This is a genomic window from Streptomyces sp. NPDC002795 (genome assembly GCF_042888725.1).
Taxonomy (GTDB): Bacteria; Actinomycetota; Actinomycetes; order Streptomycetales; family Streptomycetaceae; genus Streptomyces.
Window position 1 is genome coordinate 647,733 of record NZ_JBIAQB010000001.1, and the last position, 26,694, is coordinate 674,426.

Annotated in this window: 27 protein-coding genes and 1 pseudogene; 16 read left to right on the forward strand and 12 right to left on the reverse strand. The window is 70.8% G+C overall.

Features of this window, described 5'->3' with window-relative positions:
* Positions 1-174 precede the first annotated feature (174 nt).
* Together ACFYWS_RS02800 and ACFYWS_RS02805 are read left to right on the forward strand one after the other, a co-directional pair.
* Positions 175-654: a BlaI/MecI/CopY family transcriptional regulator gene (locus tag ACFYWS_RS02800; protein ID WP_389268769.1), complete on the forward strand. Its 480-nt coding sequence runs from the start codon at positions 175-177 to the stop codon at positions 652-654.
* 3 nt (positions 655-657) lie between these two features.
* Positions 658-1,599 (forward strand): M56 family metallopeptidase, encoded by a 942-nt coding sequence (locus ACFYWS_RS02805; protein WP_389268771.1) that lies wholly within the window; start codon positions 658-660, stop codon positions 1,597-1,599.
* Positions 1,600-1,624: 25 nt separating this feature from the next.
* Here ACFYWS_RS02805 and ACFYWS_RS02810 read toward each other — a convergent pair whose 3' ends face one another.
* A complete protein-coding gene (locus tag ACFYWS_RS02810) occupies positions 1,625-2,080 on the reverse strand; it encodes a tellurite resistance TerB family protein (protein WP_389268773.1) in 456 nt (151 codons plus the stop codon).
* Between the two features lie 166 nt (positions 2,081-2,246).
* On the opposite strand from ACFYWS_RS02810, the gene ACFYWS_RS02815 reads away from it, so the two are divergent.
* Together ACFYWS_RS02815 and ACFYWS_RS02820 are read left to right on the forward strand one after the other, a co-directional pair.
* Positions 2,247-3,236 carry a sporulation protein gene (locus ACFYWS_RS02815; RefSeq protein ID WP_389268775.1) on the forward strand — a complete coding sequence of 330 codons (990 nt, stop codon included), beginning with the start codon at positions 2,247-2,249 and terminating at the stop codon, positions 3,234-3,236.
* 2 nt (positions 3,237-3,238) lie between these two features.
* Complete coding sequence (locus tag ACFYWS_RS02820; RefSeq protein WP_389268777.1) at positions 3,239-3,484, forward strand: twin-arginine translocase TatA/TatE family subunit; 246 nt, start codon at positions 3,239-3,241, stop codon at positions 3,482-3,484.
* 8 nt (positions 3,485-3,492) lie between these two features.
* Here ACFYWS_RS02820 and ACFYWS_RS02825 read toward each other — a convergent pair whose 3' ends face one another.
* Positions 3,493-3,762 carry a hypothetical protein gene (locus tag ACFYWS_RS02825; RefSeq protein WP_389268779.1) on the reverse strand — a complete coding sequence of 90 codons (270 nt, stop codon included), beginning with the start codon at positions 3,760-3,762 and terminating at the stop codon, positions 3,493-3,495.
* Positions 3,759-4,577, reverse strand: a complete 819-nt coding sequence (locus ACFYWS_RS02830; RefSeq protein WP_389268781.1) for a phytanoyl-CoA dioxygenase family protein — start codon at positions 4,575-4,577, stop codon at positions 3,759-3,761. Before ACFYWS_RS02830 ends, ACFYWS_RS02825 begins: the two co-directional genes overlap by 4 nt.
* A gap of 70 nt (positions 4,578-4,647) precedes the next feature.
* Between ACFYWS_RS02830 and ACFYWS_RS02835 the strand changes: the two genes are divergently transcribed.
* Positions 4,648-5,427: a helix-turn-helix domain-containing protein gene (locus ACFYWS_RS02835; protein ID WP_389268783.1), complete on the forward strand. Its 780-nt coding sequence runs from the start codon at positions 4,648-4,650 to the stop codon at positions 5,425-5,427.
* Positions 5,428-5,566: 139 nt separating this feature from the next.
* On the opposite strand, the pseudogene ACFYWS_RS02840 reads toward ACFYWS_RS02835, so the two are convergent.
* From ACFYWS_RS02840 to ACFYWS_RS02850, 3 genes and pseudogenes are all read right to left on the reverse strand, one after another.
* Positions 5,567-6,949: pseudogene (locus ACFYWS_RS02840) on the reverse strand (arylsulfatase); the annotation flags it as partial.
* Between the two features lie 39 nt (positions 6,950-6,988).
* The gene (locus ACFYWS_RS02845; protein WP_389268785.1) at positions 6,989-8,044 is read right to left on the reverse strand and encodes a LacI family DNA-binding transcriptional regulator; all 1,056 of its coding nucleotides are present in this window, start codon (positions 8,042-8,044) and stop codon (positions 6,989-6,991) included.
* A gap of 133 nt (positions 8,045-8,177) precedes the next feature.
* Positions 8,178-8,747 (reverse strand): YciI family protein, encoded by a 570-nt coding sequence (locus ACFYWS_RS02850; RefSeq protein WP_389268787.1) that lies wholly within the window; start codon positions 8,745-8,747, stop codon positions 8,178-8,180.
* A gap of 216 nt (positions 8,748-8,963) precedes the next feature.
* Here ACFYWS_RS02850 and ACFYWS_RS02855 point away from each other — a divergent pair, with 216 nt between their 5' ends.
* Both ACFYWS_RS02855 and ACFYWS_RS02860 read left to right on the forward strand, forming a co-directional pair.
* Positions 8,964-9,512 carry a DUF6082 family protein gene (locus tag ACFYWS_RS02855; RefSeq protein ID WP_389268789.1) on the forward strand — a complete coding sequence of 183 codons (549 nt, stop codon included), beginning with the start codon at positions 8,964-8,966 and terminating at the stop codon, positions 9,510-9,512.
* A 139-nt stretch (positions 9,513-9,651) separates the two neighbouring features.
* Positions 9,652-9,894, forward strand: coding sequence for a hypothetical protein (locus ACFYWS_RS02860; RefSeq protein WP_389269469.1), 243 nt, complete (start codon positions 9,652-9,654; stop codon positions 9,892-9,894).
* A 153-nt stretch (positions 9,895-10,047) separates the two neighbouring features.
* Here the strand turns inward: ACFYWS_RS02860 and ACFYWS_RS02865 are convergent, their stop codons facing one another.
* The 5 genes from ACFYWS_RS02865 to ACFYWS_RS02885 all read right to left on the reverse strand — a co-directional run bounded on the left by ACFYWS_RS02865 (position 10,048) and on the right by ACFYWS_RS02885 (position 14,900).
* Positions 10,048-10,824, reverse strand: a complete 777-nt coding sequence (locus tag ACFYWS_RS02865; RefSeq protein ID WP_389268791.1) for an SDR family NAD(P)-dependent oxidoreductase — start codon at positions 10,822-10,824, stop codon at positions 10,048-10,050.
* Between the two features lie 46 nt (positions 10,825-10,870).
* Positions 10,871-11,875: a transketolase family protein gene (locus ACFYWS_RS02870; RefSeq protein WP_389268793.1), complete on the reverse strand. Its 1,005-nt coding sequence runs from the start codon at positions 11,873-11,875 to the stop codon at positions 10,871-10,873.
* Positions 11,872-12,747, reverse strand: a complete 876-nt coding sequence (locus tag ACFYWS_RS02875; RefSeq protein ID WP_389268795.1) for a transketolase — start codon at positions 12,745-12,747, stop codon at positions 11,872-11,874. Before ACFYWS_RS02875 ends, ACFYWS_RS02870 begins: the two co-directional genes overlap by 4 nt.
* Entirely contained in the window at positions 12,744-14,117 is a 1,374-nt protein-coding gene (locus ACFYWS_RS02880; RefSeq protein ID WP_389268797.1) for an MFS transporter, read from the reverse strand. The genes ACFYWS_RS02875 and ACFYWS_RS02880 overlap by 4 nt, the downstream gene beginning before the upstream one ends.
* Before the next feature lie 147 nt (positions 14,118-14,264).
* Complete coding sequence (locus ACFYWS_RS02885; RefSeq protein ID WP_389268799.1) at positions 14,265-14,900, reverse strand: GntR family transcriptional regulator; 636 nt, start codon at positions 14,898-14,900, stop codon at positions 14,265-14,267.
* Between the two features lie 141 nt (positions 14,901-15,041).
* On the opposite strand from ACFYWS_RS02885, the gene ACFYWS_RS02890 reads away from it, so the two are divergent.
* The 4 genes from ACFYWS_RS02890 (at position 15,042) to ACFYWS_RS02905 (ending at position 19,673) form a co-directional block, all read left to right on the forward strand.
* Entirely contained in the window at positions 15,042-15,776 is a 735-nt protein-coding gene (locus ACFYWS_RS02890) for a GntR family transcriptional regulator (protein WP_389268801.1), read from the forward strand.
* 31 nt (positions 15,777-15,807) lie between these two features.
* Positions 15,808-16,950: an N-methyl-L-tryptophan oxidase gene (solA, locus tag ACFYWS_RS02895; RefSeq protein ID WP_389268803.1), complete on the forward strand. Its 1,143-nt coding sequence runs from the start codon at positions 15,808-15,810 to the stop codon at positions 16,948-16,950.
* A 75-nt stretch (positions 16,951-17,025) separates the two neighbouring features.
* Positions 17,026-18,486, forward strand: a complete 1,461-nt coding sequence (locus ACFYWS_RS02900) for a sodium:solute symporter family protein (protein WP_389268805.1) — start codon at positions 17,026-17,028, stop codon at positions 18,484-18,486.
* Positions 18,483-19,673, forward strand: a complete 1,191-nt coding sequence (locus ACFYWS_RS02905) for an NAD(P)/FAD-dependent oxidoreductase (protein ID WP_389268807.1) — start codon at positions 18,483-18,485, stop codon at positions 19,671-19,673. Before ACFYWS_RS02900 ends, ACFYWS_RS02905 begins: the two co-directional genes overlap by 4 nt.
* A gap of 6 nt (positions 19,674-19,679) precedes the next feature.
* Here ACFYWS_RS02905 and ACFYWS_RS02910 read toward each other — a convergent pair whose 3' ends face one another.
* Positions 19,680-20,864 (reverse strand): 4-hydroxybenzoate 3-monooxygenase, encoded by a 1,185-nt coding sequence (locus tag ACFYWS_RS02910; RefSeq protein ID WP_389268809.1) that lies wholly within the window; start codon positions 20,862-20,864, stop codon positions 19,680-19,682.
* 273 nt (positions 20,865-21,137) lie between these two features.
* Between ACFYWS_RS02910 and ACFYWS_RS02915 the strand changes: the two genes are divergently transcribed.
* The 5 genes from ACFYWS_RS02915 to ACFYWS_RS02935 all read left to right on the forward strand — a co-directional run bounded on the left by ACFYWS_RS02915 (position 21,138) and on the right by ACFYWS_RS02935 (position 26,694).
* The gene (locus tag ACFYWS_RS02915; protein WP_389268811.1) at positions 21,138-22,256 is read left to right on the forward strand and encodes an NADH:flavin oxidoreductase; all 1,119 of its coding nucleotides are present in this window, start codon (positions 21,138-21,140) and stop codon (positions 22,254-22,256) included.
* 205 nt (positions 22,257-22,461) lie between these two features.
* Positions 22,462-23,571, forward strand: coding sequence for a carbohydrate kinase family protein (locus ACFYWS_RS02920; RefSeq protein WP_389268813.1), 1,110 nt, complete (start codon positions 22,462-22,464; stop codon positions 23,569-23,571).
* Positions 23,568-24,980 (forward strand): extracellular solute-binding protein, encoded by a 1,413-nt coding sequence (locus ACFYWS_RS02925; protein WP_389268815.1) that lies wholly within the window; start codon positions 23,568-23,570, stop codon positions 24,978-24,980. Before ACFYWS_RS02920 ends, ACFYWS_RS02925 begins: the two co-directional genes overlap by 4 nt.
* Positions 24,977-25,876, forward strand: coding sequence for a carbohydrate ABC transporter permease (locus ACFYWS_RS02930; protein WP_389268817.1), 900 nt, complete (start codon positions 24,977-24,979; stop codon positions 25,874-25,876). The genes ACFYWS_RS02925 and ACFYWS_RS02930 overlap by 4 nt, the downstream gene beginning before the upstream one ends.
* Entirely contained in the window at positions 25,873-26,694 is an 822-nt protein-coding gene (locus ACFYWS_RS02935; protein WP_389268819.1) for a carbohydrate ABC transporter permease, read from the forward strand. Before ACFYWS_RS02930 ends, ACFYWS_RS02935 begins: the two co-directional genes overlap by 4 nt.

Consider the following 26,694-nt stretch of genomic DNA (forward strand, 5'->3'; position numbering starts at 1 on the left):
TGGGTCCGTCGGTCTGGCGGACAACCGGCTGCTCCTTCGCACTTTGCTTTCTCTTTGCCTTGTTGGTGACAACGCCCGGCCCGGCGACGCCGTTCCCGACCACTCTCTGTCGGGCATGTACGCGCCGCCACCGCACCTCCCGCCGGGCTCTCGGAGGTGAACAGGGATGATGGAGTGGCCCGCACACCCAGCCACCAGGAGGAGCCGGTGACGACGTCCCGCCACAGGACCCCGAGACGCGCCCAGGGCGAGCTGGAGGCGCAGGTCCTGGCGGCGCTGCGCACGGCGGAAGGTCCGGTGAGCGCCGGGTGGGTGCGCGACCGGATGGGCGGGGACCTCGCGTACACCACCGTGGTGACGATCCTGGCGCGGCTCCAGGCCAAGGACGCGGTCACCCGGCGGCGCGAGGGACGCTCGTTCGTGTGGACGCCCATGGCCGACGAGGCCGGGCTCGCCGCGTTCAAGATGCGCAAGGTGCTGGACGCCGAGGCGGACCGGGAGGCCGTCCTGGCGAGCTTCGTCACCTCGCTGCCCGAGGGGGACGAGCGGCTGCTGCGGGATCTGCTGCGGCGCGCGGAAGCGGACACCGACGCCGACGCCAACGCGGCGACCGGCGACGACGCGGCGACCGGCGACGAGGAAGGCACGGACTGAGCCGTGGGCATTTTCGTCTTTCTGCCGCTGGTGCTGCCGCTGACGGCCTGGCCGGTGGCCCGGCTCGCCGCGCACCGCCTGCATCCGCGCACCGCGACCCGGCTCCTGACCTGCGTCGCCGCCGTGATGGCGGTGTGCAGCACGGTGTGCCTCGCCCTGCTGATGGTGGTCGGCACCGCGCAGTTGCCGGGCAATCCGCTGCCGGACGGCTGGTCGGATCCCGAGGTACGGGCCGCCGTGCCGCAGGACGAGATCGCGGGCAAGGCGGCCATCCCGGCGCTGCTCGCCGTCGTCGCCGCCTGCGCCCGCACGCTCTGGCGCCACTTCACGCTGCGCCGCCGCACCCACGCCGCACTCACCGGCCTGCCCGCCACCCAGGTCGCGGTGCTGCCCGACCCACAGGCGTACGCCTACGCGCTGCCCGGTGGCGGTCGCGGCCGGATCGTCGTCAGTACTTCGCTGCTCGACCGGCTCGCGCCCGCGGAGCGGCGGGCCCTGTTCGCCCACGAGCGGGCCCATCTGACGGGCCGGCACCACCGCCTGCTGCTGACCGTGCGCCTGGCCGCCCGCGCCAACCCCTTTCTGCGCCCGCTGAGTTCGGCCGTCGCGTACACGGCCGAGCGGTGGGCCGACGAGGAGGCGGCCACGCTGGTGGGTGACCGCAAGGTGGTCGCGCGCGCCATCGGCAAGGCGGCGCTGTCCTCGGGACCCTCGGACGGGGTGCGCGAGCCGCTCTTCGCGGCGTTCGCCGCTCCCGGCCCGCTGCCCCGCCGCGTCGCCGCGCTGCTCGCGCCGCCGCCCGGCGCACAGGGCCGGGCCACGGCGTTCACGCCCGTGGGGCTCGCCACGTGGACGGCGGGATTCGGCACGGCGGCGTCCGCCATGTCGTCCGCCAACTCCGCGCTCACCCTGGCGGCCACGCTCCACGCGGCCACTCCGCTCTGACATCGAAGGGGTCAACCAGCCGGGGCTACAGGTCGAACTCGGTCGGCGCCAGGCCGAGCATCTGGCACGCCTCGCGCACGACGCCCCGCTCGGTCTGGTCGAAGTCGCCGTCCGCGCCGCCGATGACGATGCCGATCTGGATCACGGCACGCGCCTCGGCCTCCTTCTTCTTCGCCTTGGCGACCTCCTGCAACACGCTGACCTTGCCGAAGTCGAAGTCGGCCGTCAGCTTGTCGAGGTTCGCCTCGAAGCGCTTCTGGAGGTCCATGGCGTCGAAGTTCTGCAGCACCTCATTGCTCGTGATGAGCTGCGCGACGCGGCGGCGCTCCGAGGCGTCGATGGTGCCGTCGGCCGCGGCCACCAGCGCGCACATCGCCATGGAGGCGTCCCGGAAGGCCCCGGACTTCAGGTCGTTCTTCTTCGCCATCAGCTGCGTCTGCATCGTCGACGCGTTTTCCTTGATGCGGTCCCACAGGGCCACAGTTGCTCCTCACGTTGCGTTTTCTACGGTGCTCTACTTCTACAGCACTGTAGAAACTGGCGGGACTCCTGGAAAGTTCCGCCCCGATCCACCCCACCCGTATACTTCTACACGCCTGTAGAACATCTCCTCCGCTCACCACGTCCACAAGGGAGTTCACGCCTCGATGGTGTTCAAACGACTGCTCGGCTCACTCGGTGTGGGCGGGCCCACCGTCGACACGGTCCTGCCCGATTGGACCACCGCCCCCGGCGGCACCGTCTCCGGCCAGGTCCATCTCAAGGGCGGCAGCGGCGACTTCGAGATCGAGCACATCACCCTGGAACTCGTCGCACGGGTCGAGGCGGAGTACGACGATGATGAGGGCCACGGCACCGTGGTGTTCGAGCGGTTCGTGGTAGGCGGCGGCTTCCGGCTGGTCGCGGGCGCCGAGCACAGCGTGCCCTTCACGGTGACGCTGCCGTGGGAGACACCCATCACCGAGCTGTACGGGCAGCGGCTCGGCATCGCGCTCGGCGTACGCACCGAACTCTCGGTGTCCGGCGCCAAGGACAAGGGCGACCTCGACCAGCTCGCCGTCGGGCCGCTCCCCGTACAGGAGGCGATCCTCGAAGCGTTCGGGCAGCTCGGCTTCGGCTTCACGTCCGCGGACCTGGAGTACGGGCACATCGGCGGCACCGGCCAGCAGCTCCCCTTCTACCAGGAGATCGAACTGTCGCCCTCCGCGCAGTACGCGCACGCCGTCAAGGAGATCGAGCTGACTTTCCTCGCCACGCCGGGCGGTACGGAGGTGGTCCTGGAGGCCGACAAGCGCGGCGGCTCCTTCTCCGGCGGCCACGACGTGCTCACCCGCTTCACCGTGGCGCACGACGAGGTCGGACGCCTGGACTGGAACGCGGTCGTCGACGGCTGGGTACGGCAGTTGGTCGAGCATCACTCGGCCTACGACACGCACGCCTCGTACGGGCACGGTGGCGGTGACGGTGGTGGGCACCGCTCCGGGCCGGGCGTGGGCACGGCCGTGGCGGTCGGCGCGGCCGGGCTCGCGGTCGGTGTGGTGGGCGGCATGGTGGCCGCCGAAGTCGTCGACGAGGTCGGGGACTTCTTCGAGGGCGAGGACGAGAACGAAGGCGACGACGAGAGCGGCGAGGACTGACCATGTTCGGACTCAGCGAGATTGCCATCGTCCTGATCGTGATCGCCGTCGTGATCGGCGTGAAGAAACTGCCCGAACTGAGCCGCAGCGCGGGCAAGTCGGCCCGCATCCTCAAGGCCGAGGCAAGGGCCATGAAGGAGCAGGACGATCCGGCGGGCGACCAGCCCCGCACGCCGCCGCGCGTCATCCGCGGCGAGACGGTGACTCCGCCCCCGCGAGAGCAGGGGCAGGAGCCACCGAAGTCCTAAAGCCCGCCTCAGGGTGTCGGCTGGATCTTCTCGAAGAAGAACTCGTGCTTCAGGTACGACGTGTCGTACTCGTGGCCCGGGTGCGGCGGGAGCAGTTGAGCGGCCTGGAAGAGGCGCCAGCCGTCGAGTAGGGCTTCGAGGCCCGTCTCGTACGGCGGGTCGTCGCTGTCGCCGGTGGTGTGGTCGGTGGTCCCGGTGCCGTCGTAGCGGGCCCAGCCGACCACCTTGGCGTCGAGCGCCGAGTTGGCGAGGTAGAGGACGAGTACCTGCTGTCTCATGCGTGGCTCCCGATGGTGGGACGGTTGGAGACCCGGGTCACCCAGTGGTCGAGGTCGAAGGTGTCGTCGCCGGTCAGCGCGCGCCACAGCCGGATCCGGTTGTGGATCTCCAGGCGTCCCGTGGCGGGCTCGTACCAGGGGAAGACATGGCGGAGCTCGTCGCCGACCGCCGGGTCGCCGAGGTCGGTGGTGTCCCACAGGCGCACCTGCGGCACGGTCGGATTGAACCGGATCTTGAACATGTAGCGCCGGATGTCACTGTCGTTGCGGCGCCCGCCGTGCCAGATGCCGTGGTGCATCAGCAGGACGGTGCCGGCCGGGCAGGTCAGCCGGTTCTGGCCGCGCAGGTTCTGGTAGCGGCCGGTGTCGGTCTCGTTGGTGTGCCGCAGATGACTGCCCGGCACGCTCAGTGTGCCGCCCATGTCGAGCGTCACGTCCTGCGGGTAGTACATGAGTTGGACGTCGAAGGCGTCCGGCCGCACGTCGATGATCGCGTCTCCGTGCAGCGGCTGGGCGGTGCCGTCGCGGGCCTCGCGCACATGTACGGCGTGGTGGTCGACGGTCGGGTCGGGGCCGACCAGGCTCTTCAACGCCCCTGCCACAGCGGGAAGTTGGAGGAGGCGCCGGGCGAAGGACCCGTCCGGGTAGGCCTTGGGGACGGGGGTGCCGTACGGCGCGGCGGGAATTCCGGCCTCGAAGACATCGATGGCTTGTTGGTTCAACTCCGATGGGACGACCGCGTCGAGGCGGAGCGAACCGTGGGCGACGAAGCGCGCCATCTGTACGGAGCTCAGCAGCTGCTCACTGGTTGGCATGAGGCAAACGTAAGCAGCCGATGCCCGTTCGTCGTGGGCTGTATCGGGCCTCTACTGGTAATTTCCCGGCATGACCGAGAGCGTCGCGCTGCAGTTGGACCAGCCGCCCCACGTGGTCAGCGCGGGCGTCGGCATCCACGGCGGGCAGGCGCTCCAGGAGTCCTTCCGGCTGCCCGACCTGTGGCAGCTGCACCTCTACAGCTACGCGGGCGAACTGACGGTCGACGGCCACCGCCATCCGATCCGGCCGGGACACCTCAGCCTGATCCGGCCGGACACCGAGGCCCACTTCCGGTACGCGTCGCGGCGCAGCGAGCACCTGTACGCGCACTTCCGGCTGCCGGGCCGCGATCCGCAGGGCCTGCGCCGGCTGCCGGTCATGCAGGACGCGGGCGCGCAGGCGGCGCTGCTCGGCACGCTGCTCGGGAGCGCCGTGGCGGCCATGCCGACGGCGCGGGCGCGGGCCTCCGCCGAGGTGTGGACGGTGCTCTGGCACACCACCCAACTGGGCACGCCCGAACGGACGGGACGCCCCCACCCCGCGCTGGCCGCGGCGACGGAGTACATCGAGAGGTCGCTCGCGACGGCACTGACGGTGCCGGGGATCGCCGCCGCGGCGGGCGTCTCCCCCGGCCATCTCACCCGACTGTTCCGCACCGAAACGGGAGACACCGTGGTGGCCTGGATCCGCAGGCGCCGGATGGAGCGCGCCCGGCACCTGCTGCAGTCCTCCACGCTCGCGATCACCGCGGTCGCGGCGACGGTGGGCATCCCGGACCTCCAGGCGTTCAACAAGACGTGCCGCAGGGAGCTGGGGGCGGCGCCGCGGGAGGTGCGGGGGCGGCGGTGAGGGGGTGAGCGGCTGCCGCGCCGTGATGGAGCGGGGTGCGTCAGACGGCGTGGGCCGCCTCCAGGAGTTCCCGGGTGGGGCGCAGGACGGCCACCACAGGGCGCCCGGTGACAAGGCGACCGCCCTCGACGAAGCCCTCCTCGCGGCCGGTCAGCGCCTCGATCAGGTGTCCGCGCCAGGTGTGCAGCAGGTCCTGTGCCGCCGGGTCACCCACCAGGTTGTGCTGCTCGTGCGGGTCGGCGTCGAGGTCGAAGAGCTGCTCGTGGCCGTCGCCCGACATCCACAGGTACTTGGTGCGACCGTCGGTCACCCACTGCAACGACTGGTCGAGCAGCACGTGCTCGCCGTGCAGCAACGGCCGCCAGTCGTCCGGCTGTTCACCGCGCAGCAGCGGTACGAGGCTGCGTCCGTCGCATGTGTCGGGGACCGGAAGCCCGGCCAGGTCGAGGAGGGTCGGCATGATGTCGCGCAGCTCGACCACCTCGTCGGCGACGACGTTCCCGGCCGCGTACCCGTCGGGCAGTCCGCCGAAGAGCAGGGGTACGCGGGCCGACCCCCCGTAGCCGAACCCCTTGCGGAGCAGGTGGTGTTCGCCGAGCATCTCGCCGTGGTCCGAGGTGAAGGCGATGACCGTGTTGTCGCGCAGGCCGAAGTCCTCCAGAGCCATGCGGATCCGGTGGATCTGGAGGTCGATGTGGGCCATGTGCCCGTAGTAGCCGGCCCGCGCACGGTGCAGGGTCCGGGCGTCCATGCGGCCCGCGAAGGCCTCGTGGTCGCCATCCTTGCGATGACCGGCGAAGTCGTCCGTCCAGTCGCCCACCACGGGTTCGTACGGCGGGAGTTGGAGGTATTCGTCGAAGGCCCAGGCGGGTGGGTCGTACGGCGGGTGCGGCCGGTGGAAGGACAGGTAGAGGAAGAACGGCCGTGAGGGATCGCGGCGATAGAGCCACTCGGTGGTCTGCGTGGCGACCCAATTCGTCGGGTGCAGGTGTTCCGGCCTGTCCCAGGGGCGGGCGACGACGGAGTTGCAGCCCGCCCCGTGGTCGGCGTACTCGGCGTCGGGGCTGACTCCCGGCTGTCGGCGCAGCCAGGGTACGTAGTCGTCGAAGAAGGCGAAGTTTCGGCGTTCCTCGCGGCGGGCGTAGTGCAGGAACCCGTCGTGCAGGACGACGTCGTCGAACCCGGCGCGCGCCCGCTCGGGCCACACGTGCATCTTGCCGATGGCCTGCGTCTGGTATCCGCCGCGCCCCAGCTCGCCCGCCAGGGTGACCGGGTGCGCGGTCTCGAAGGGCACCCCTTCGACGTATCCGACGCGGCCGTGGCGCTCCTGGGACTGGCCGGTGAACAGGGCTGCGCGGGCCGGGATGCAGGTGGGGGTGGCGGAGTAGGCGGACGTGAAGTGCGTCCCGGAGGCGGTGAGTTGGTCGAGGTGCGGGGTGCGTACGTGGGGGTGTCCCGCGGTGGAGAGGCAGTCGCCGCGCCATTGGTCGACGCAGATCAGGACGATGTTCGGTGCGGACACGGGCGTCGCCTTTCGCGGTCTTCTCAGGGGACGGTCTTCTCAGGGGGCCTGCTCGGTCGGCGCGGTGCGGCCGCAGCGGGAGCTGGTGCGCTCGATGAGTTCGGGGACGCTCTCCACGGTGTCGCCGGTGGCGTCGTCGGTGCCGTCGAGGATGGCGATGAGCCGGGTGGCGACGTCGGAGCCGAACGCGAACGCGTCGCGGCTCAGGGCGGTGAGCGGCGGCTCCATGGCGCCGGCGATGGGGGTGTCCTCCCAGACGACGACGCACACGTCGGCGGGTGTCGCAAGGCCCAGCCGGCGGATCTCGCCGACTCCGGCGACGGCGAGGATCTCGTTGTCGTACACGAGCGCCGTGGGGCGGTCATCGGACGACAGGAGCAGCCGGGTCGCCTTCGCGGCGGACGGCGAGGAGAAGTCCGTCGACATCACCATGTGCCCGGACATCCCGAGCTCGCGGGCACCGGTGTGGAACGCGTCGACGCGGCGGGCGATGTGCAGCATCTCGCCCTCCCCGCAGACGTAGGCGACGGAGTCGTGCCCGGTGTCGTGGAGGTGCGTGACGATCCTGCGCATCGGCTCCCGGTCGTCGATCGCGACGGCGGGCAGCCTGCGGCGCGGATCGGGACCGCCGGCGATCAGGGCCGGAAGACCGAGGTCGGCGAGCGCGTCCGGCCGCGGATCGTCGACGCGCAGGTCGACGAGGACGACGGCGTCGACCCGGCCCGCCACCTGCCACATCCGGTACGTCTCGATCTCCGCCTCGACGGAGTCGACGACCTGGAGCAACAGCCCTTGGCGCCGCTGGCTGAGCACGCTCTGCAGGCCCGTCATGAACCGCAGGAAGAACGACTCGGAGCCGACGTCCCGCGCGCTGCGGGCGATGACCAGGCCGACGGTCCCGGACTTGGCACCGGTGAGGACCTTGGCCGCGTGGTGCGGAACCCAGCCGTGCTCGTCGGCCACGGCGAGGATGCGCCGTCGCGTCTCGTCCGACACACCGGGCTTGCCGTTGAGCGCGAACGAGGCCGCCGTCTCGGACACCCCGGCGAGCCGGGCGATGTCGCGCAGGGCCAGGCGGCGCGGGCGTGCGGGCATGGAGCTCCGTTCGAGGTGAAGAAGGCGGGTGGGACCGGTCGGCACTCAACCGGCTTCCCGTGTACGGCCCTTGGCCCGGGCCGGTGCGCGCCGTGACTTTAGCGCTTTAGTTCCGTGCTGGGGAAGACCGCGGTCACGACCGTCCGCCGAACTCCCAGTTGTGGACCTCGATGTCGGCGTACCGGTCCGGGGACAGGACGGCGCGAGCGGCGTCCGCGTCCGGCGCCCGGAGCAGCGCCGCCGTGCCCAGCCAGACGGCCCCGTCGTCCGACAATAGCGGTCCGTAGGCGACGAGTTCGTCCCTACTGAAGAGTGCGTCGTCCGGGCCATCTGGCGCATCGGCGTCAGCGGCAGGCTCCGCGCCGAGGCCGAGCACGAGGTAGCGGTTGCCCCCGTCGGGGCCGCCGGGGAAGTCCCACATGGTGCGCCCCAGCGCGTTGCGCCAGCGCCGCAGCAGCACGTCCCGGTAGGCACCCGCCTGGTAGCCCGGCTCGTCGAAGGCGAACGCGCGGGCCGCGGTGGCGTCGGGCAGGTCGACGATGTGGACGCTTCCGGTGAGCGTCTCACCGTCGTCGGCGAACGTCGGGCCGCGGGCGACCATCTCCTTCGCGTACCGGTCCATGTAGGACCAGTGCTCCTGCACCATTTCGTGACGCAACGTCAGGGACCCTTTGCGGTCCCGGTGGTAGCAGAGGAATTCCATGCGTCCAGGATCGCGTACCGGACGGCGCGCGCGTCGGGAGGGGGCGCACGAGGGGCTCACGGCGGGGCGGCGGCCGGGCCGGCCGACCGGACGGTGCGGCCGTACGCCTGCGGAACGCGCTTCCCCGGCGTCGGGCACCCGGGACAATCTGGACGCCGATCGTGTCGTTCGCCATCGTGGATCGTGTGGGTTGACGACACCGAAGCGGGGACATCCATGATCACAGGAAAAGCAGGGGGCAGAAGGCACCGCTCCATACCGGTGACGTATGTCGCGGCGGTGCTGCTCGCCGCCTGCCGCGTTCATGTCGCCCTGCGCCGGCTCGAGGCCATGACCGCGCAGGAGCAACGGCGCAAGGCGCTCACCGACTACCGGCGGGACCATCAGCAGCTCATCGCCCGGGCCACGGCGGACCCCACCCTGCTGCCCGTGCTCGACGCGTACGAGGAAGAGGAACTGCCGGACGACCTCAAGAGAAGGCACCTGTACGCGAACGAGCTGTACCAGCACGCCCTGCACGGCTACCACGTCGGAATCCTGACGCTCACCGAGCTGCACGGCCATCTGCGGTACATCTTCCAGAGCCGTTCCATGCGCGCTTACTGGGAGGCGACCCGGCATCACCGGGCCAGCCTTTCGGAGGGCTCCGACGAGGCCCGCCTCGGCCGGGTGGTCGACGCACTCGTCGCGGATCTCGACGCCAATGACGCGGAGCGCGAAGGCGAGTCGTGGTGGGTCGTCGGACGGCCGCCCGACGGCGTGTAGTCCGGCCGTCCGGCGCCGGGTCGCTGCCCCGCCGTCGGGCGACGTCAACACGGCGAATCAACGGGCCCTTCGGTCCACTTCGCGTGCGCTATGTTGGTGCGCCGTGACCAACTCCCTTCACGGTGACGACCGTTCCGACCTGCACATCGTGCGCCGTATCGGCGTAGCCCCCGTCGAGCGCGGAAGCGTCGGCGGCCAGGCGTGCCCCGACATCTTCGAGCTGGGAGACGGCAGTTTCGCGGTCATCGGGACGGACAGGACCGACCTGCTCGGTGACAGGCTGCCCGCCGATGCCGCGTGCGCCGACCACGAAAAGATCGTCGTCATCACCCGCGAAACACTGCTGCGCGCCCGGGCGGACATCCTCGCGCTGAAGGGCTGAGAGCAGACAGCAGACAGCAGACAGCAGACAGCCCACACGTACCCACCCGGCCTTCGGCCGGCCGAGCGACTGCTCAGGCAGCTCGCGAGGCCAACCGGAGGCCGCCTTCTTTGCGCGGCCCGAAACACTCGATCGGGCGCGCCCGGGCGACGATCAGTGAATGTGCGAGCCTCCGTTCACGTCGTACGTCGCTCCAGTGATGTAGCCGGATTCCACCCGGCACAGGTAAGTGATCAGGTCGGCGACGTCGTCGACGCGTCCGTTGCGGCCCGCCGGGATGCCGGCGATCAGCGAGGTCTTCCGTTCGCCTTCGAGGGCGCCGCCCGTGATGTCCGTGTCGATGAGGCCGGGGGCGACGCTGTTGGCGGTGACGCCGTGCGGGCCGAGTTCGCGGGCCAGGGCGCGGGCGAAGCCCAGTTGGGCGGCCTTGGCGGCGGAGTAGGCGACGCCGCCGAAGACGCCGCCGCCGCGTTCGGCGGAGACGGAGGAGAGGAACACGACGCGGCCGAATCCCCGTTCGGCCATGCCGGGGGCGATGGCGCGGGTGATGTTGAAGGCGCCGCGGACGTTGACGGCGAAGATGCGGTCCCATTCGCCGCCCTCGACGTCGAGGAACGGGGTGGGCGACGTGATGCCCGCATTGTTGACCAGTGCGCCGATCGGGGGCGCGTCCGAGGCCAGGGTGCTCGTGGCCGTGGCAACGGCGGCCTCGTCGGTGACGTCGCAAGCCAGGCCCGTCGCGCGCACACCGTGCCGGTCGACGATCTCGTCCGCGGCCTCCTTGGCGGCGGCCTCGTCGAGGTCGAGGACGGCGATGTTCCAGCCGGCGGCGGCGAGGGCGTGCGCGGTGGCGCGGCCGATGCCGCGCCGGGAGGCGGCGCCGGTGACGACGGCGGTCAGTTCGGTGACGTTCGTTCCGTTCGCGTTCATGAGGTGGTGCAGCTCCTCAGAGAGAGAAAGGCGGCGAAGTGGCAAGTCAGAGTGCCGACTTGACTCGGGCGCACAGTGCGTCCGTCGAGAGTCCGTAGCGGTCGTGGAGGGTGGGCAGGGCGCCGGCCGCGAGGAACTCGTCGGGGAGCGCCGCGGGCAGGATCCGGGCGCGGGCGCCTCCGTAACCGGCGGTGGCCGCGACCGCTTCGGACAGTCCGCCGACGACCGTGTGGTTCTCGCAGGTGACGACGAGCCGGTCGCCCTGGAGCTGGCGCAGGATGGTGTCGGTGTCCAGTGGTTTGATGGTGGGAACGTGCAGGACGGCGGCGTCGATGTGGTCGGCCTCCAGTCGTTGCGCCGCCTGCAGTGCGCGCATCGTCATCAGTCCGGTCGAGATGAACAACACGTCGCGTCCGCCGCGCAGTTCGGCGGCCTTGCCGAGTTCGAAGCGGTAGTCGTACTCGTCGAGCACGGTGGGGACCTTGCCGCGGAGCAGCCGCATGTACGTGGGGCCGGGGTGGTCTGCGAGGGCGGGCACGGCCTGTTCGATGTCCACCGAGTCACACGGGTCGACGATGGTCAGGTTCGGACAGGCCCGCAGGATCGCGAGGTCCTCGGTGGCCTGGTGGCTGGGCCCGTAGCCGGTGGTGAGGCCAGGCAGGGCGCCGACGACGTTGACGTTGAGGCCGGGTTCGGCGATGTCGAGGCAGAGGAAGTCGTAGGCGCGGCGGGTGGCGAAGACCGAGTACGTCGACGCGAACGGGACCAGGCCGACCTCGGCGAGGCCGGCCGCGGCGCCGAGCATGACCTGTTCCGCCATGCCCATCTGGTAGAAGCGACCGGGGTTCGCTTCGCGGAAGACGTGCATGTCGGTGTACTTGGCGAGGTCGGCGGAGAGGCCGACGATCTCCGGGCGCTGCGCGGCGAGCCGGTTCAGCGCGTGACCGAACGGGGCGGGGGCGGTGCGCTGCCCGGGGTCGGCGAACGAGGCGATCATCGCTGAGGTGGTGAGGCGCTTACGGGACGCGTCCTGGGTGGCGACGGTGCTCACTGGTGGGCTCCTTCGAGGTGGTCGCGGGCGGCCTGCCACTCGTGGGCGGCGACGGGCATGAAGTGGGCCTTCTCCCGGGTCTCCAGGAACGGCACACCACGGCCGGTGCGGGTGTCGCAGATCAGCACGGAGGGGCTGCCGGTGTGCTCGCGGATGCTGTCGAGCGCGGTGAGCAGGGCGGGGATGTCGTTGCCGTCGACCCGTACGGCGTTCCAGCCGAAGGCCTGCCACTTCTCGGTGACGGGCTCGGTACGCAGCACGCCGGGTGTGGGGCCGTCGGCCTGCAGGCCGTTGACGTCGACTACGGCGGTGATGTTGTCCAGGCCGTGGTGGGCGCAGGCCATGGCGGCCTCCCAGGTCGACCCCTCGTCGAGCTCGCCGTCGGAGAGGAGGTTGAACACCCTTGCGTTGCTGTCGAGTTGACGCAGTCCCAGCGCCATCCCGCAGGCAACGCCCAGTCCGTGGCCGAGCGAGCCGCCGGAGATCTCCATGCCGGGCGTGTAGCTGGCCATGCCGGACATGGGGAGGCGGGAGTCGTCCATCCCGTACGTCTCCAGTTCGGCGACGGGGATCGTGCCGGCCTCGGCGAGCGCGGCGTAGAAGGCGATCGCGTAGTGGCCGATGGAGAGCAGGAACCGGTCGCGGCCCGCCCACTCCGGGTCCTCGGGGCGCAGCCGCAGCTCTCCGTCCTCGCGTGCGTAGAACATGGCGAGGACGTCGGCGACGCCCAGGGCCTGCCCGATGTATCCCTGGCCCTGGACCTCGCCCATGGTGAGGGCGTGGCAGCGGATGCGGGTGGCGGCGGCGCGGAGGCGGTCGACCTGCTGCTCGCGCTCGGTGGCCGGGCCTTGGTGTGTCGTCACCGATGTCATCGGTGCGTACCTCCTTGTCGTACAGGGACGGTGTTGGGGTGGGCCGCAGGCGTGGTGGCGGCGAGTTCGCGCTCGAGGGCGTCGACCTCGGCGCGCTCGGCCGGGCCCCAGGTCTCGCGGGTCAGAAGGGTCGCGACGAGGCCGAGCAGCCCGTACGCGCTGAACAGCAGGGCGGGGCCGAGCCAACCGGTGCTGGAGAAGAGGGCGGTGGCGATCAGCGGGGTGAACCCGGAGACCACGGCGGAGAGTTGGTAGGCGAGCGAGGCGCCGCTGGTGCGGGTCCTGGCCTGGAACAGTTCGGAGAACCAGGCGCCCTGCACCCCTGCGAGACCGTTCTGGCACACGGCGTAGCTCACGACGAAGGCCAGCACGATGGCCGTCGCGGAACCAGTGTTGAGGAGCAGGAACAGCGGCACGCCCCAGGCGAGCGTGAACGCGGTGCCGAAGAGGTAGACCGGGCGGCGCCCGATGCGGTCGGTCAGCGCGCCCCACAGGGTCGTCGCCGCGATACCGAGCGCGGCGGCGAGCATGAGCCCGAACAGGGTCACGGACCGGCCGGCGAGGCCCTCGCTCGCCAGGTAGGACATGGCGAAGGTGACCGAGAGGGCGTAACCGGCGGTTTCCGTGCTGCGCAGGCAGAAGGCACGCAGGACATTGCGCCAGTCCGTGCGGAGCACTTCGAGCAGCGGGTTGCTGGCCACCTCGCCCTCGGACTTCAGCGCCTCGAACTCCGGGGACTCCTCGACCTTGAGGCGGATGAGGATGCCGACGACGATGAGCACGGCGCTGCACAGGAACGGCACACGCCAGGCCCACTGCTCCCCCAGCGGGACGCTGAGCAGGAACGCGGCGTTGGCGAGGAGCAGGCCTACGGGGAAGCCGGCCTGGGTGATTCCGGTGTAGAGCCCGCGTTTGCGCCACGGCGCGTGCTCGAAGGTCATGAGGATGGCGCCGCCCCACTCGGCGCCGAACGCCAGCCCCTGGACCACGCGGACGAGCACGAGCAGGACACCGGCCCAGGCGCCCACCGTCTGGTACGTCGGCAGCATGCCGATCAGGACCGTGCACACGCCCATGAGCAGCAGTGACCCCACGAGGACCGGCTTGCGGCCGATCCGGTCGCCGAGGTGTCCACCGATGATCCCGCCGATCGGCCGCACCGCGAAGCCGACGCCGAGGGTGGCAAAGGACAGCAGCGTGCCGGACAGGGGGTCCTCGGACGGGAAGAAGACATCGTTGAAGTACAGGGCCGCGGCGGTGCCGAAACCGATGAAGTCATACGTCTCGATCGTCGCGCCGATCGATGAGCCGATGGCCACGCGTCGGCGCGCTGGGGTGCCTTTGACGGCGGCCAGTTGCTGTGCGGACATGGTTGATCTCCATTGATCCAACGTCGGTTCGGCTTCCGGGAAGCCGTGTACTCGACAGTCGAGTGTTGACTGTTAACACTCGGGAGGCATGAAGAAACCATCCAGGCCGGGAGCCTTGCTGTCAATGGCCGTTCAGCAGAAAGTCGCTCAGTCGTCGATCACGGCGAAGTGCTCGGCCGCCACGGCCATGTGCTCCTCCACCACGGCGACGGCGCCCGGGACATCACCGGCCTCGATGGCGTCGATGATGGCCGCGTGCCGCCCGCGCGTCATCATCGCGGGGGCGTCGTCCTGGTCACGCGACATGATCGTGACGCGGATCCGGCCCTCAAGGTGACGCCAGGAATCCACCAGCATCGAATTGCCCGAAACCTGGCAGAGCCGCACATGGAAACCGAGATCGGCCTCGACACGGGCGGCGAAGTCACTCCCGGCGGCGTCCAGTTCACCCGCGGCGGCACGCAGCACCGCCACCGCCTCCGCCCGGTCGGGCCTGGCGATGACCTCGGCGACGGCCAGTCCTTCCAGTGCCGCGCGCACCCGGAACATCCCGCGGATCTCCTCCGCGGACAGGGAGTTCACCCGCAGCATGCCCCGGACGCCGGCGCGCACAAGGCCCTCCTGCTGAAGGTGGCGCAGGGCTTCGCGCACCGTCCCCCGACTCACTCCGAGCCGGCCGGCCAGCTCCACCTCTCCGAGGTGGTCACCGGGCCGGTACGCTCCCGCCGTGATCGCGGACCGCAACGCCTGTAGCACGCGTTCCCGCAGGGTGCTGCGGTCCATCACAGGCAAGGGCTCAATAGACAAGGTGGCTCCCTTCAGGGTGTCAACATCCTAACTGGCGACTGTCAACAGAGAAGCGGCGACGAACAGGAGTCGTCCACACTATTGACCGGTCAATTGGCGAATGGTTGGATCAAATCAATGGGCATCCCCAAGTATCAACTGATCCGGGCCGAGATCGAGGCCCGGATCACCTCGGGTGAATGGCAGCCCGGCGCCCGCGTACCGACGGAGGCCGAGCTGCGCGAGGAGTACGGGGTGAGCCGCGCCACCGCGCAGCGCACCCTGCACGAACTCGCCCAGGCAGGGCTCGTGGTCCGCTACCGGCGGCGCGGAACATTCGTCGCCGAAGGTGCCCGCCAGGAGAATCTGCTGCGCTTCACCGACGTGCACCAGACCGGGCCCGAGGTGCCGGGTCCGCACATCGTCCAGTCCGCCAAGGTCGTCCCGGCGGGCGACGCCGGCGTCGCCCTGCCAGGAGTGTCCGACACCGAACCCGTCAACGAGCTGCGGCGCGTCAAGTACAGCGAGGACGGCGAACCGCTCGCCGTCGAACTGTCCGCCGTGCCCTTCTCCCTCGCCCCGCACCTGCTGAGCGAGGACTTGGAACAGCTGACCGTCCTGCACTACTTCCACCGCACCGGAACCCCCGTCAGCACCTCACGGATGTACGTCGAGGCCCAGGTCCTGGACGAGACGACCGCGGCCCTGCTGGAGACCCCGCCCGGCGAGGCCGTCCTGCGGCTGCGGCGCCTGACACGGCTCACCGACGGCGGGCTCGCGGAGGCCATGTGGCACATCATGCGCCCCGGCCGCACCGAGTTCTTCGTCGAGCAGTCGGTCCTTGAGGTGCCGGAGGTGCCGGGCGGCTCCTGAGCCCTTCTCGTACTCGCTGGAAGGAATCCCCATGCCCACTCCCCCGCTGCGCGTCGCCGTCGTCGGCACCGGTGTCATCGGCGCCATGACGGCCTGGCACCTCGCCGCCCGCGGTGCCGAGGTGCTCGCCCTCGACGCGTACGCTCCCGGCCACGACCGCGGCGCCTCGGCCGGCGAGTCCCGGATCTTCCGCACCGCGTACAAGGAGGGCGCCTCCTACGTTCCGTTGCTGCGCCGCTCGTACGAACTGTGGCGGCGCCTCGAAAGCGAGGCCGACCGCGAGCTGCTCACCCTCTGCGGCGGCCTCACACTCGGTCCGCCCGACCACCCCGATCTGCGCGCCGTTCAGGGCAGCGCCGCCGAACACGGCCTGGACGTGGAGGTGTTGGATGCCAAGGGCGCCGCGCGGCGTTTCCCGCAGCACCGGCTCGACGCGGACGAGATCGCCGTCCTCGACCCGGGCGCCGGGGTGCTCCGCCCCGAGCCCGCCGTGCAGGCCGCGCTCGCCCGGGCACAGGAGCTGGGCGCCCAACTGCTGCCGTACCACCGGGTGGACGGGCTGAATGAGCGTCCCGGCGGGGGCTGGCGCATCCGTACCCAGCAGGCCGACTTCGACGTCGATCACGTGGTGCTGAGCCCCGGCCCCTGGTCCGGATCGTTCGGGCGCCTCGCGGGGCTTCCGCTTCAGGGGCGGCGCATCACGGCCGCGTGGTTCGCCGCGAAGGACGTCGCCGCACACCGGCCCGACCGGCTGCCGATCGCCATCAGGCGCCACCACGAGGCGGGCTTCTCCTGCTTCCCCGTGCTCGACGGAACCGCCGTCAAGATCGTGCCGCACCACCTCACCTGGCATGACGCGGACGACCCGGAGGACCTGCCCCGCAGCGCGGACACCGGGTTCGCGCAGGCCGCGTCCGCCGCCGTGGCCCGGCTGTTGCCAGGACTCGTCCCGCATCCCGTACGGATCGGTGTGTACGCGGAGGCGTTCAGCGCCGACGAGCACGCGCTGGTCGGCCCGCTGCCCGGCGCCCGCGACGCCACTCTCCTGGCCGGGTTCTCCGGGCACGGTTTCAAACTCGCCCCGATCTTCGGGGAGATCGCCGCATCCCTGGTCACGGGCGGGAAGTCGCCGTACGACATCTCGTTCCTCGACCCGGCGCGCTTCACCGGCTGACACACCAACTCCCCCACCCGCACGGCACCGCACACCCTCCTGGCTCCCCCCTGCCCTCCCAAGGAGCGTGACCCCTTGCCGCACCACTCCACCGCTCAAATAGCCGCGATCGTCGTCGCGGGGCTGGTCATCATCGCCGCCGGGGCACTGCTCTCGGTGTACTTCGGCCGCCGCGCGAAGAGCTCCGCCGACTGGCTCTCCGCGCCCGAGTCACTGCCCCTCATCGTCGTCGTCATCACCCAGTTCGCGACCGCTGCGGGCGGCGGCGTACTGATCGCTCACGTCGGCATCGCGTACGCCTCCGGCTGGTCGGTCTTCGCGTACGAACTCTGCGTCGTGCTGGGCTTCTTCGGCCTCGCCCTGACCGCGCGCTGGCTGCGCGACCAGGGCTTCGGCACCGTCCCCGACGTCGTCACCCGCCTGTTCGGGCACAGCCGTCCCGTCGTCGCGCTCGCCGGGGTGTGCGCCCTGGTCGTCCCGTTCGGCTGGCTGGCCACCCAATTCGTCGCGTTCTCCCAGCTGTTCGGGCAGCTGACCGGGCTCTCGCCGAGTCTGCTGATCGCCGTGATCGCCGCCGGATCCCTGCTGTTCGTGCTGCCCGGCGGGCTGACGTCGGTGGCCTGGACGGACTTCGTCTTCGGTATCTTCAAGATCGTGATGTCGCTCGTGGTCGCCGCCTACGCCGTCCACCTCGCGGGCGGCTGGAGCGGCATCACGACACACGTACCCGAGCGGCTGTGGCAGCCGTCGGGCCTGTTCGCCGCCGGAGGCGACCAGGTGTGGCTGTGGGTGGCCGCGATCCTGCCCGGCACCCTCACCAACCAGCTCTACTATCAGCGCATCTTCGCCACCAAGAACGTATCCGACGCCCGCCGCGGCATCATCCTCAGCGGTCTCACCATCCTGGTCGGGGGTGTCTACGCGGCCGCCATCGGTCTCTCCGTCCGCGCCCAGCACCCCGGACTGACCAACCCGGAGGAGGCGGCGGGCTGGCTGATCACGCAGCTGCCGCCGCTCCTCCTCGTCACCTACGGCGCGTTCCTCGTAGCCACCATCGTCTCGACCTCGGGAAGCGCGCTGCAGTCGGTCGTCACCAGCCTCGTGCGCGACCTGTACAGCAGCGTCGCGGGCGGGCGGCGCACCGACCGCCGCATGGTGACACTCTCCCGGCTCTGTACGGTCGTGGTCACCGCGATCGCCGCCGTTCTCGCCATCTCCTTCCCGACCGCGCTGACGTGGCTGGTCGCCACCTACGCGTACTCGGCTGCCGCGCTCGCCGCACCGCTCTTCCTCGGCTACGCGCTGCGCCGCCGGTTCCGGCTGACACCCACCGCCGCCCTCTCCGCGATGCTCGCGGGCCTCGCGGGCTGCGGCGCGGCCCAACTCGCCGACACCCTCGTGCCGTACGCGGTGTACGGCATCGCGGCCTCCACCGTCGTCCTGCTCGGCTGCGCCCTCGCCTCGGGCCGCCCGACGGCACCCGTCCCCACCCAGTCCTCCCCCGTCCCCGCCCCGGAAGGAAGCACCTCCGCATGACCGCACCCACCCCCCGCATCGCCGTCATCGGCGCCGGAGTCCTCGGCGCCGCGACCGCCCGTGCCCTCGCCCTGCGCGGCGCCGCGGTCACCCTCTACGAGAGGTCCGGCTTCGCCGCCGGAACGACCGGCACCACGTTCGCCTGGGTCAACTCCCATGCAAAGAACCCGATTTCGTACCACGAGCTGAACGTGGCGGGTGTAGCGGAGCACCACGCACTGCGGGAGGCCGACGGCCTTGCGCCCGACTGGTTCTTCCCGTCCGGGAACCTGGAGTGGGCAGCCGACGACGTGGGCGACGCACGACTCGCGGACGCCCTCGGACTCCTGGAGGGACGGAACTACCCGTGGCGGTGGCTGAAGCCCGACCGGGCCCGCGAGCTCGTGCCGGACCTGCGTATCCCCGAAGAGGTGCGCCGCATCGCGTACTTCCCCGAGGAGGGCCACGTCCTGCCGCACCCACTCGTCGCCCGCCTGTGGGGCGAGGCCCGCGAGCATGGGGCTCAGCTTCGCTGCCCCGCCGACGTGACCGGTATCGACGAGCACGCGTCGGACGTACGGGTCGAGCTGGCGGACGGTACGAGCGAGACCTTCGACCTCGTCGTCAGCGCCACCGGGCGGTGGAGCGAGCGGACCGCCGCGCTGGCCGGGGTGTCGCTGCCCATGGCGGACACGTCCGAGCCCGGCTCCGCCACGGTCGGGCTCCTCGGCTACACCTCCCCGACGGCGACGCGCCTCGACGCGGTGCTCACCACGCCGCGCCTGAACGTCCGACCGGACGGCGGCGGACGGCTCGTCGTCCAGGGCCTCGACCTGGACACGGACGCCGACCCGGCCGCGCCGCCGCCGGTGGACGGACCGCACGCCGCCCAACTCCTCGACCGGCTCGCGGACTTGCTGCACGGCACCGAGGGCGCGCGCCTCGAATCGCTGCGCGTGGGGCAACGCGCCCTGCCCGCGGACGGCCTCACGGTCGCGGGCAGGCTGCGTCCGGACGGCAGGATCTACGCGCTGGCGACGCACAGCGGCATCACCCTCGGCCCGCTGCTCGGGCGCCTCGCCGCGCATGAGCTGCTGACCGGGGAACGGGACCCGCTGCTCGCCGACTTCGCCCCGGACCGCCTCACGGGCGCGGCCCCGGGCTCCTTCGGAGAGCTGGAGCGTCCGCGTTTCGCGGGCCAGCAGTAGCCAGGGCTACTCGGTGAGCGAAGGCCCCATGTACTGCTCGGCGAAGGACCGTACGTACGCGGGGTCGTCGCGCAGCCGCTGCCAGCGGGCCCGCCGGAGCCGTTCGCGGTAGGCGGCGTGCGGGGTGTCGGGCTCGTCGGCGTGCAGGAGTTCCAGCATGGTGTGGCTGAACTCCTGCACCTGCCACACGTCGGAGAGGCGCCGCCGGGAGTACGCGGCCAGTACCGACTCCAGGGGTTCCTCGCCCTCGAAGTGGTCCGGGAGGCACTCGGCGAGATCGGCGGCGTCGGCCACCGCGAGGTTCATGCCCTTGCCGCCGGAGGGCGGCACGATGTGCGCGGCGTCGCCGAGCAGCACGACGCGCCCGTGGTGCATGGGTTCCACGACCTTGGTGTGCATGTCGACGACGGCCCGGTCCAGGACGGGGCCTTCGTTGAGTGTCCAGTCCGGCAGGTCGAGCCGCGTGTGCAGCTCCTTCCAGATCCGCTCGTCCGGCCACTGCTCGATGGTGTCACCGGCGGGTATCTGGAGGTACATGCGTGTCACGTCGCGGGAGCGCAGCATGTGTCCCGCGAAGCCGTCGGGGTGCTGCGCGTACACGGTGTGTCCTGCGGACGGCGGTGCCTCGACGAGCGCGCCCAGGAGGCGGGCGTCGTGCGGGACGTCGTACCGGGTGAAGGCGGAGTCGGGCAGCGCCGCGCGCGTCGGTCCGTGCCATCCGTCGGCGCCTGCGACGAGGTCGGCGCGGATCACGGTGCCGTCGGCGCACACGACGCGCGGCGCCTCGTCCGCCACGACTTCGGTGATCGGGGTGCCGAGCAGCAGGGTGCCACCCTCATCGACGTACGCGTCCAACAGGTCGGCCACGACGTCCTGTTGGGGGTACACATAGCTGGGCGCGTCGCCGCACCACGCCTCGTAGTCCACGGTGACCCGCTCGCCCTCGGCGTGTATCTCGCAGCGTGTGTGCGCGAGGCCCTCCGCGCGCAGCCGGGTGGACAGGCCGTGCCGGTCGAGCAGTTGCACGGTGCGCCGTTCCAGGAACCCGGCCCGCGAACGCGCCAGCAGCTGTTCCCGGGCGAATTTGTCGACCACCACACAGTCGATCCCGCGCCGCCGCAACAACACACCAAGTGTCAGCCCGGCGGGACCGGCTCCGACAACGACCACACGCGTATCGACCGTACGCACCAGCTCTCACTCCCTCTGCGAGGCCGGGAGGGGGGAGGCCGGCCCGTCGCAGCACGGTACGGGAGTGATCGACACGGGTGTGCGGCGGGTCGCCCGCGGCCCGTGGCCGGGATCACAGCGCGGTGTGGCGCGCTCGCGGAATGCGCGCGGGCGGTGGCGTGGTTGCCACCGAAGATCGTCGTTTGTGCAGCGCCGCACAGCCGACCAGTGCCGATACTCCGTACGCCTGCATGTCCCGTATACCCCGTATGTCCGCACTTCTGAGGAGCACCCGTGGCCGACCCCACGTCCCGCGCCGCCGAGATACTCTCCCGTCCCGTCACGCTGAACGGCCTGACCGTGCCGAACCGCATCGCGATGGCGCCGATGACCCGCATGTTCTCGCCGGACGGCGTTCCCGGTGAGGATGTGCGCTCGTACTACGCGCGGCGGGCCGCCGCGGGCGTCGGCCTGATCATCACCGAGGGCACCTACGTGGGCCACGACTCGGCCGGCAACAGCGACCGGGTGCCGCGGTTCCACGGTGAGGAGCAGCTGGCCGGGTGGGCGCGGGTCGCCGAGGACGTGCACGCGGCGGGCGGCACGATCGTTCCGCAGCTGTGGCACATCGGCATGGTGCGCGAGGCGGGCGAGCCGCCCTTCGCCGAGGCCCCGCCCGTCGGCCCCTCCGGCATCCGCGTCGACGGCACGGAGGGCAAGGGCCGGGCGATGACGCAGGCCGACCTCGACGATGTCATCGGTGCCTTCGCGCAGGCCGCCGCGGACGCGGAGCGGATCGGTCTCGACGGCGTCGAGGTGCACGGCGCGCACGGCTATCTGCTGGACCAGTTCCTCTGGGCGGGCACCAACCGCCGTGGCGACGCCTACGGCGGCGACGCCGTGGCCCGTACGAAGTTCGCCGCCGAGATCGTAGCCGCGATCCGCGAACGTGTCTCGTCCGAGTTCCCGATCATCTTCCGCTACTCGCAGTGGAAGCAGGAGGCGTACGACGCGCGGCTCGCGGAGACCCCCGAGGACCTTGAGGCGATCCTCGCCCCGCTCACGACGGCCGGTGTCGATGTCTTCCACGCCTCCACCCGCCGTTACTGGCGTACGGAGTTCGAAGGTTCGGACCTGAACCTGGCGGGCTGGACGAAGAAGCTGACCGGGAAGCCGACCATCACCGTCGGCTCCGTCGGTCTCGACGGCGACTTCATCCGTGGCTTCGCGGGCGAGGGCTCCCCCGTCAAGGGCATCGACGACCTTCTCGACAGCCTGGAGCGCGACGAGTTCGACATGGTCGCGGTCGGCCGTGCCCTGCTCCAGGACCCGCAGTGGGCGGCGAAGGTCCTCGCGGGCCGCTTCGACGAGCTGAAGCCGTACGACGCGGCGGCGCTCAAGACGCTCAGCTAGGGCCTGTCGCCCGCCGAAGGGGCGTTCACTCTCCCGCCACACGGCCGGAGGGCGAGCGCCCCTTCGTCATGCACAAACGCCATGCACAGACGGCGAGCCCGCGCAAAGGTAAGCATCTTCTTGCAACTGTCTGGCCGGAAGTGCATGGTATCGATCATCGTTGCGCTGAACCCGGCCGACGTTGGCGAACAGGGAGGGTACGACGGTGAGTCCGAGCAGAGCGGTGTGCGACTGCATCGATCCGCTGGCGGGGGTACGCGCCACCGGCGATCCCGAACACGACGTGTTCCTCACGGGAACCGTCTTCATGGACCTGGTCTTCACCGGGCTCGACGGCGCCCCGCGCATCGGCACCGAGAACTGGGCCCGCGGCATGGGCTCCAGCCCCGGCGGCATCGCCAACATGGCCACCGCGCTCGCCCGCCTGGGCCTGCGCACCACGCTGGCGGCCACGTTCGGCACGGATCTGTACGGCGACTACTGCTGGGAGTCGCTCGCCGATGTCGAACGCGTCGACCTCACCCACTCGCAGCGCCTCGCCGGCTGGCACTCGCCGCTGACGGTCTCCATGGCGTACGACGGCGAGCGCACCATGGTGACGCACGAGCACCCGGCGCCCCCGCTGGAGCACACCGTGCCGCGCGCCCGCGCGGGCGTGGCCTCGCTCGAACCCGACCGTGAGGACGCCTGGTTGCGGCAGGCGCACGACCAGGGCGCCCGGATCTTCGCCGATGTCGGCTGGGACGAGTCGGGCCGCTGGGACACCGCGACGCTGACGGGACTCCCGTACGCCCACGCCTTCCTGCCCAATGCCACCGAGGCGCTGCACTACACGCGCACCGACACCCCGCGGGACGCGGTGGCCAGGCTGGCGGACCTGGTGCCCATCGCCGTGGTCACCAAGGGCCCGGAGGGCGCCGTCGCCGTCGACTCGCTCACCGGTGAGCACGCCGATGTCCCGGGGCTGCGCGTGGAGGCGCTCGATCCGACCGGCGCCGGGGATGTGTTCATGGCCGGGTTCGTGACCGGCACCCTCGCCGGGTGGCCGCTCGCCGACCGCCTCGCCTTCGCCAATCTCACGGCAGCCCTGTCCGTGCAGCACTTCGGCGGTTCGCTGTCCGCGCCGGGCTGGGTGGAAGTGGCCGCCTGGTGGGGCGAGTTGACTGTGCGGGCCAAGGCCGGTGACGCCGCCGCCACGGATCTGGCACGCCGCTATGGCTTCCTGGCCGACGTCGTCCCCGCCCGCCTGCACGAGGTGGCCCGCCGCCGCGCCACACCGACCCTCGGCTTCCGCGCCGCGCAGGAGACACCATGAGCTCAAGATTCACGCGGAGGTCGATGCTCGCGGCCGCCCTCGCCGTCGGCGCCGCGAGCTGCACACCGGGTACGGACGGTTCGGGCGCCGTGACCGGTGACACCGCGCCGGGCGGCGGCAACGGCATACCCGATCCCGCGAAGGCCGGGAACGTGACGCTGCGTGTGTGGGACCAGGAGGTCCGCGGCGGCACCAACGCCGAGATCGAGCAGCTGAACAGGGAATTCCAGCGGACGTACCCGAACGTCACGATCAAGCGGGTCTCGCGGAGCTTCGACGACCTCAAGACGACGCTCAAGCTGGCCCTGTCCGGCAACAACCCGCCCGATGTCGTGCAGGCCAACCAGGGCTACCCGGACATGGTGGCGTTCGTCGAGGCGGGCCTGCTCACACCGCTCGACAACTACGCGGGAATCTACGAGTGGAACACCCGCTACCCGGCGACGCTCCTCAACCTGAACCGGGTCTCCGTGCCGGAGCCGGGCACATCGCGCCGCTTCGGCACGGGACGTCTGTACGGGATCTCCCAGACCGGCGAGTTCGTGGGCCTCTACTACAACAAGAAGGTCCTGAAGCAAGCGGGCCTCCAACCCCCGCGCAGCTGGGCGGAGTTCACCGACAGCCTCGGGAAGCTCAAGAAGGCCGGGGAGCTCCCGATCCAGTTCGGCAACCTCGACAAGTGGCCCGCGATCCACACCTTCGGCACGCTCCAGGACCAGCAGGGCGCCGAGCAGGCCCGTGACACCGTCCTCGGCCGCGGCGACGGCTTCGCCGACTCTCGTACGACGAAGGCGGCCACCACGCTGACCGACTGGCTGGACCGCGGCTATCTCCCCAAGGACGCCAACGGGCTCGGCTACGACGACGCCAACAAGAAGTTCATGGCCGGGCAGGGCGCGTACACGATCACCGGCACGTGGATGCTGGCCGACCTGAAGAAGCGGCTCGGCGACGACCTCGGCATCATGCCGCCGCCTCCGCCCACCGAGGGCGGCAAGCCGGTCACCACCGGCGGCCAGGGCCTGGCGTGGTCGGTCACCTCGCGCTCCGCGCACCCGGATGTCGCGGCGGCGTACCTGGACTTCATCACCAGCGAGCACGCGGCGGACGTGATGACGCGGAACGGCGTGCTTCCGGCGGTCCCCGGAAAGGCGGCGGACGCCCTCGACCCGAAGTCCCCCGACGGTCAAATGGTCGACGGATGGCGGCAGTTGACGTCGGCGGACGGCCTGGTCCCATATCTGGACTACGCGACGCCCACGTTCTACGACACGAGCTCCGCGGCTCTGCAGGACCTCATCGCGGGCAAGGCCTCGCCGCGGAACTTCGCGCGCGAGCTCCAGGCCGACTACGCCCCGTTCATCAAGAAGCAGCAGGGCAAGGGCAGTTCGGGAGCGTCGGGCTCGTGACCAAGAGTGTGCACGCCTCGCGCCGGGCCCCCGGCGAACCCCGCTCCATCGGCTACCTCTACGTCCTGCCCGCGCTGGTCATCTACGGCCTGTTCCTCCTCTATCCCTTCGGCCAGGCGGTGGGTCTCTCCTTCCTCCACTGGGACGGCCTGACCCGGGCCACGTCGGCGGGCCTGGACAACTACACGGCCCTCTTCACGGACCCGAGCTTGCGCGCCCCCTTCGGCCACGCGCTCGTGCTGCTGGTCTTCTACGCGGCGCTCCCGGTGGCCATCGGCCTGCTGCTCGCGGCGACGATGTCCCGCATCCGGGTCCGCGGCCTGACCTTCTTCCGTACGGTGCTGTTCCTGCCGCAGGTCCTGGCGATGGTCGTCGTCGGTGTGGCCTGGCGCTCGATCCTGGCACCGGACGGCCTGCTCAACGACGTGCTGCGGGGCGTAGGCCTGGACAGCCTGGCCCGCCCGTGGCTGGGCGACGACACATGGGCGCTGCCCGCCGTGGGCGTCGTCGGCACCTGGGTCATGACCGGCCTGTGCATGGTCCTCTTCCTCGCCGGAGCGCAGCGCATCCCGCGCGAACTGTACGAGGCGGCGCGGCTCGACGGAGCGGGCGCGGTGCGGGAGTTCTTCGCGGTGACGCTGCCCGGTCTGCGGGGCGAGATCTCGGTCGCGCTGACCCTCACGATCATCGCGGGCCTGCGCAACTTCGACCTGATCTACATCACCACGGGCGGCGGCCCCGGCAATGCCACCTCCGTACCGGCCTACGAGGTCTACCACCGCGCGTTCGAACTGAACGAGGTCGGCTCGGCGGCCGCCATCGGGGTGGCACTCACCGTCCTCATCTTCGCCCTGACCGTCACGGTCTCCCGTCTCGTCGAAGGGCGCCGCGCATGACCTCCCGTATCGAGCGCACGGCCACGTACGCGATCCTGGCACTCTTCGCGGTGCTCGCCCTCACCCCGGTCGTCGGCATCCTCTCCACCGCCTTCTCGTCCCCCGACGCGGTGGGCGGCGGCTTCACACTCCCCGACGCCCTGCACTGGTCGAACTTCCAACAGGCGTGGCAGCGCGGCCACTTCGGCACGTACCTCGGCAACTCGGTTCTGGTGACGGTCGTCGTGGTGACGGCCTCGACGGTGTTGTCCGTCCTCGCCGCGTACGCCTTCGGCACGATGCGTTTCCCCGGCTCGACGCTGCTCTTCTACCTGTTCGTCCTGGGCCTCACGCTCCCCCAGGAGGCGCTGGTCGTCCCGCTCTACTTCGACCTGCGGTACTTCCACCTCACGGACACCTACTGGGCGCTGATCCTGCCCCAGTCCGCGCAGTCCCTGGCCTTCGGTGTGTTCTGGATGCGCACGTACTTCATGAACAGCAACCGCTCGGTCATCGAGGCGGCACGCGTCGACGGCGCGGGGTCGTGGACCACGCTGTGGCGCATCCTCGTCCCGATGGGCCGCCCGGCCATCACCACGCTCATCGTGATCACGTTCATGTGGACGTGGAACGAGTTCCTGATGGCCCTGGTCATGATCAGCGACGAGTCCCTGCGCACGGTCCCCCTCGGCCTGGCCTTCTTCCAGGGGCAACAGAGCGCGGACACGACACTGCTGGCGGCGGCGTCGGTGCTGATCGCGTTGCCGGTGGTGGTGGTGTACGTGGCGTTGCAGCGTAAGTTCATCGAAGGGATGTTGAGCGGGGCGGTGAAGGAGTAG

Coding starts and splice junctions, on each gene's coding strand:
- ACFYWS_RS02845 (WP_389268785.1), bottom strand. CDS start 8,044: ATGCCCGCACGCCCGCGCCGCCTGGCCCTGCGCGACATCGCCCGGCTC.
- ACFYWS_RS02820 (WP_389268777.1), top strand. CDS start 3,239: ATGTTCGGACTCAGCGAGATTGCCATCGTCCTGATCGTGATCGCCGTC.
- ACFYWS_RS02815 (WP_389268775.1), top strand. CDS start 2,247: ATGGTGTTCAAACGACTGCTCGGCTCACTCGGTGTGGGCGGGCCCACC.
- ACFYWS_RS02875 (WP_389268795.1), bottom strand. CDS start 12,747: ATGACATCGGTGACGACACACCAAGGCCCGGCCACCGAGCGCGAGCAG.
- ACFYWS_RS02880 (WP_389268797.1), bottom strand. CDS start 14,117: ATGTCCGCACAGCAACTGGCCGCCGTCAAAGGCACCCCAGCGCGCCGA.
- solA (WP_389268803.1), top strand. CDS start 15,808: ATGCCCACTCCCCCGCTGCGCGTCGCCGTCGTCGGCACCGGTGTCATC.
- ACFYWS_RS02830 (WP_389268781.1), bottom strand. CDS start 4,577: ATGCCAACCAGTGAGCAGCTGCTGAGCTCCGTACAGATGGCGCGCTTC.
- ACFYWS_RS02935 (WP_389268819.1), top strand. CDS start 25,873: ATGACCTCCCGTATCGAGCGCACGGCCACGTACGCGATCCTGGCACTC.
- ACFYWS_RS02925 (WP_389268815.1), top strand. CDS start 23,568: ATGAGCTCAAGATTCACGCGGAGGTCGATGCTCGCGGCCGCCCTCGCC.
- ACFYWS_RS02850 (WP_389268787.1), bottom strand. CDS start 8,747: ATGGAATTCCTCTGCTACCACCGGGACCGCAAAGGGTCCCTGACGTTG.
- ACFYWS_RS02905 (WP_389268807.1), top strand. CDS start 18,483: ATGACCGCACCCACCCCCCGCATCGCCGTCATCGGCGCCGGAGTCCTC.
- ACFYWS_RS02825 (WP_389268779.1), bottom strand. CDS start 3,762: ATGAGACAGCAGGTACTCGTCCTCTACCTCGCCAACTCGGCGCTCGAC.
- ACFYWS_RS02855 (WP_389268789.1), top strand. CDS start 8,964: ATGATCACAGGAAAAGCAGGGGGCAGAAGGCACCGCTCCATACCGGTG.
- ACFYWS_RS02885 (WP_389268799.1), bottom strand. CDS start 14,900: ATGGACCGCAGCACCCTGCGGGAACGCGTGCTACAGGCGTTGCGGTCC.
- ACFYWS_RS02890 (WP_389268801.1), top strand. CDS start 15,042: ATGGGCATCCCCAAGTATCAACTGATCCGGGCCGAGATCGAGGCCCGG.
- ACFYWS_RS02835 (WP_389268783.1), top strand. CDS start 4,648: ATGACCGAGAGCGTCGCGCTGCAGTTGGACCAGCCGCCCCACGTGGTC.
- ACFYWS_RS02865 (WP_389268791.1), bottom strand. CDS start 10,824: ATGAACGCGAACGGAACGAACGTCACCGAACTGACCGCCGTCGTCACC.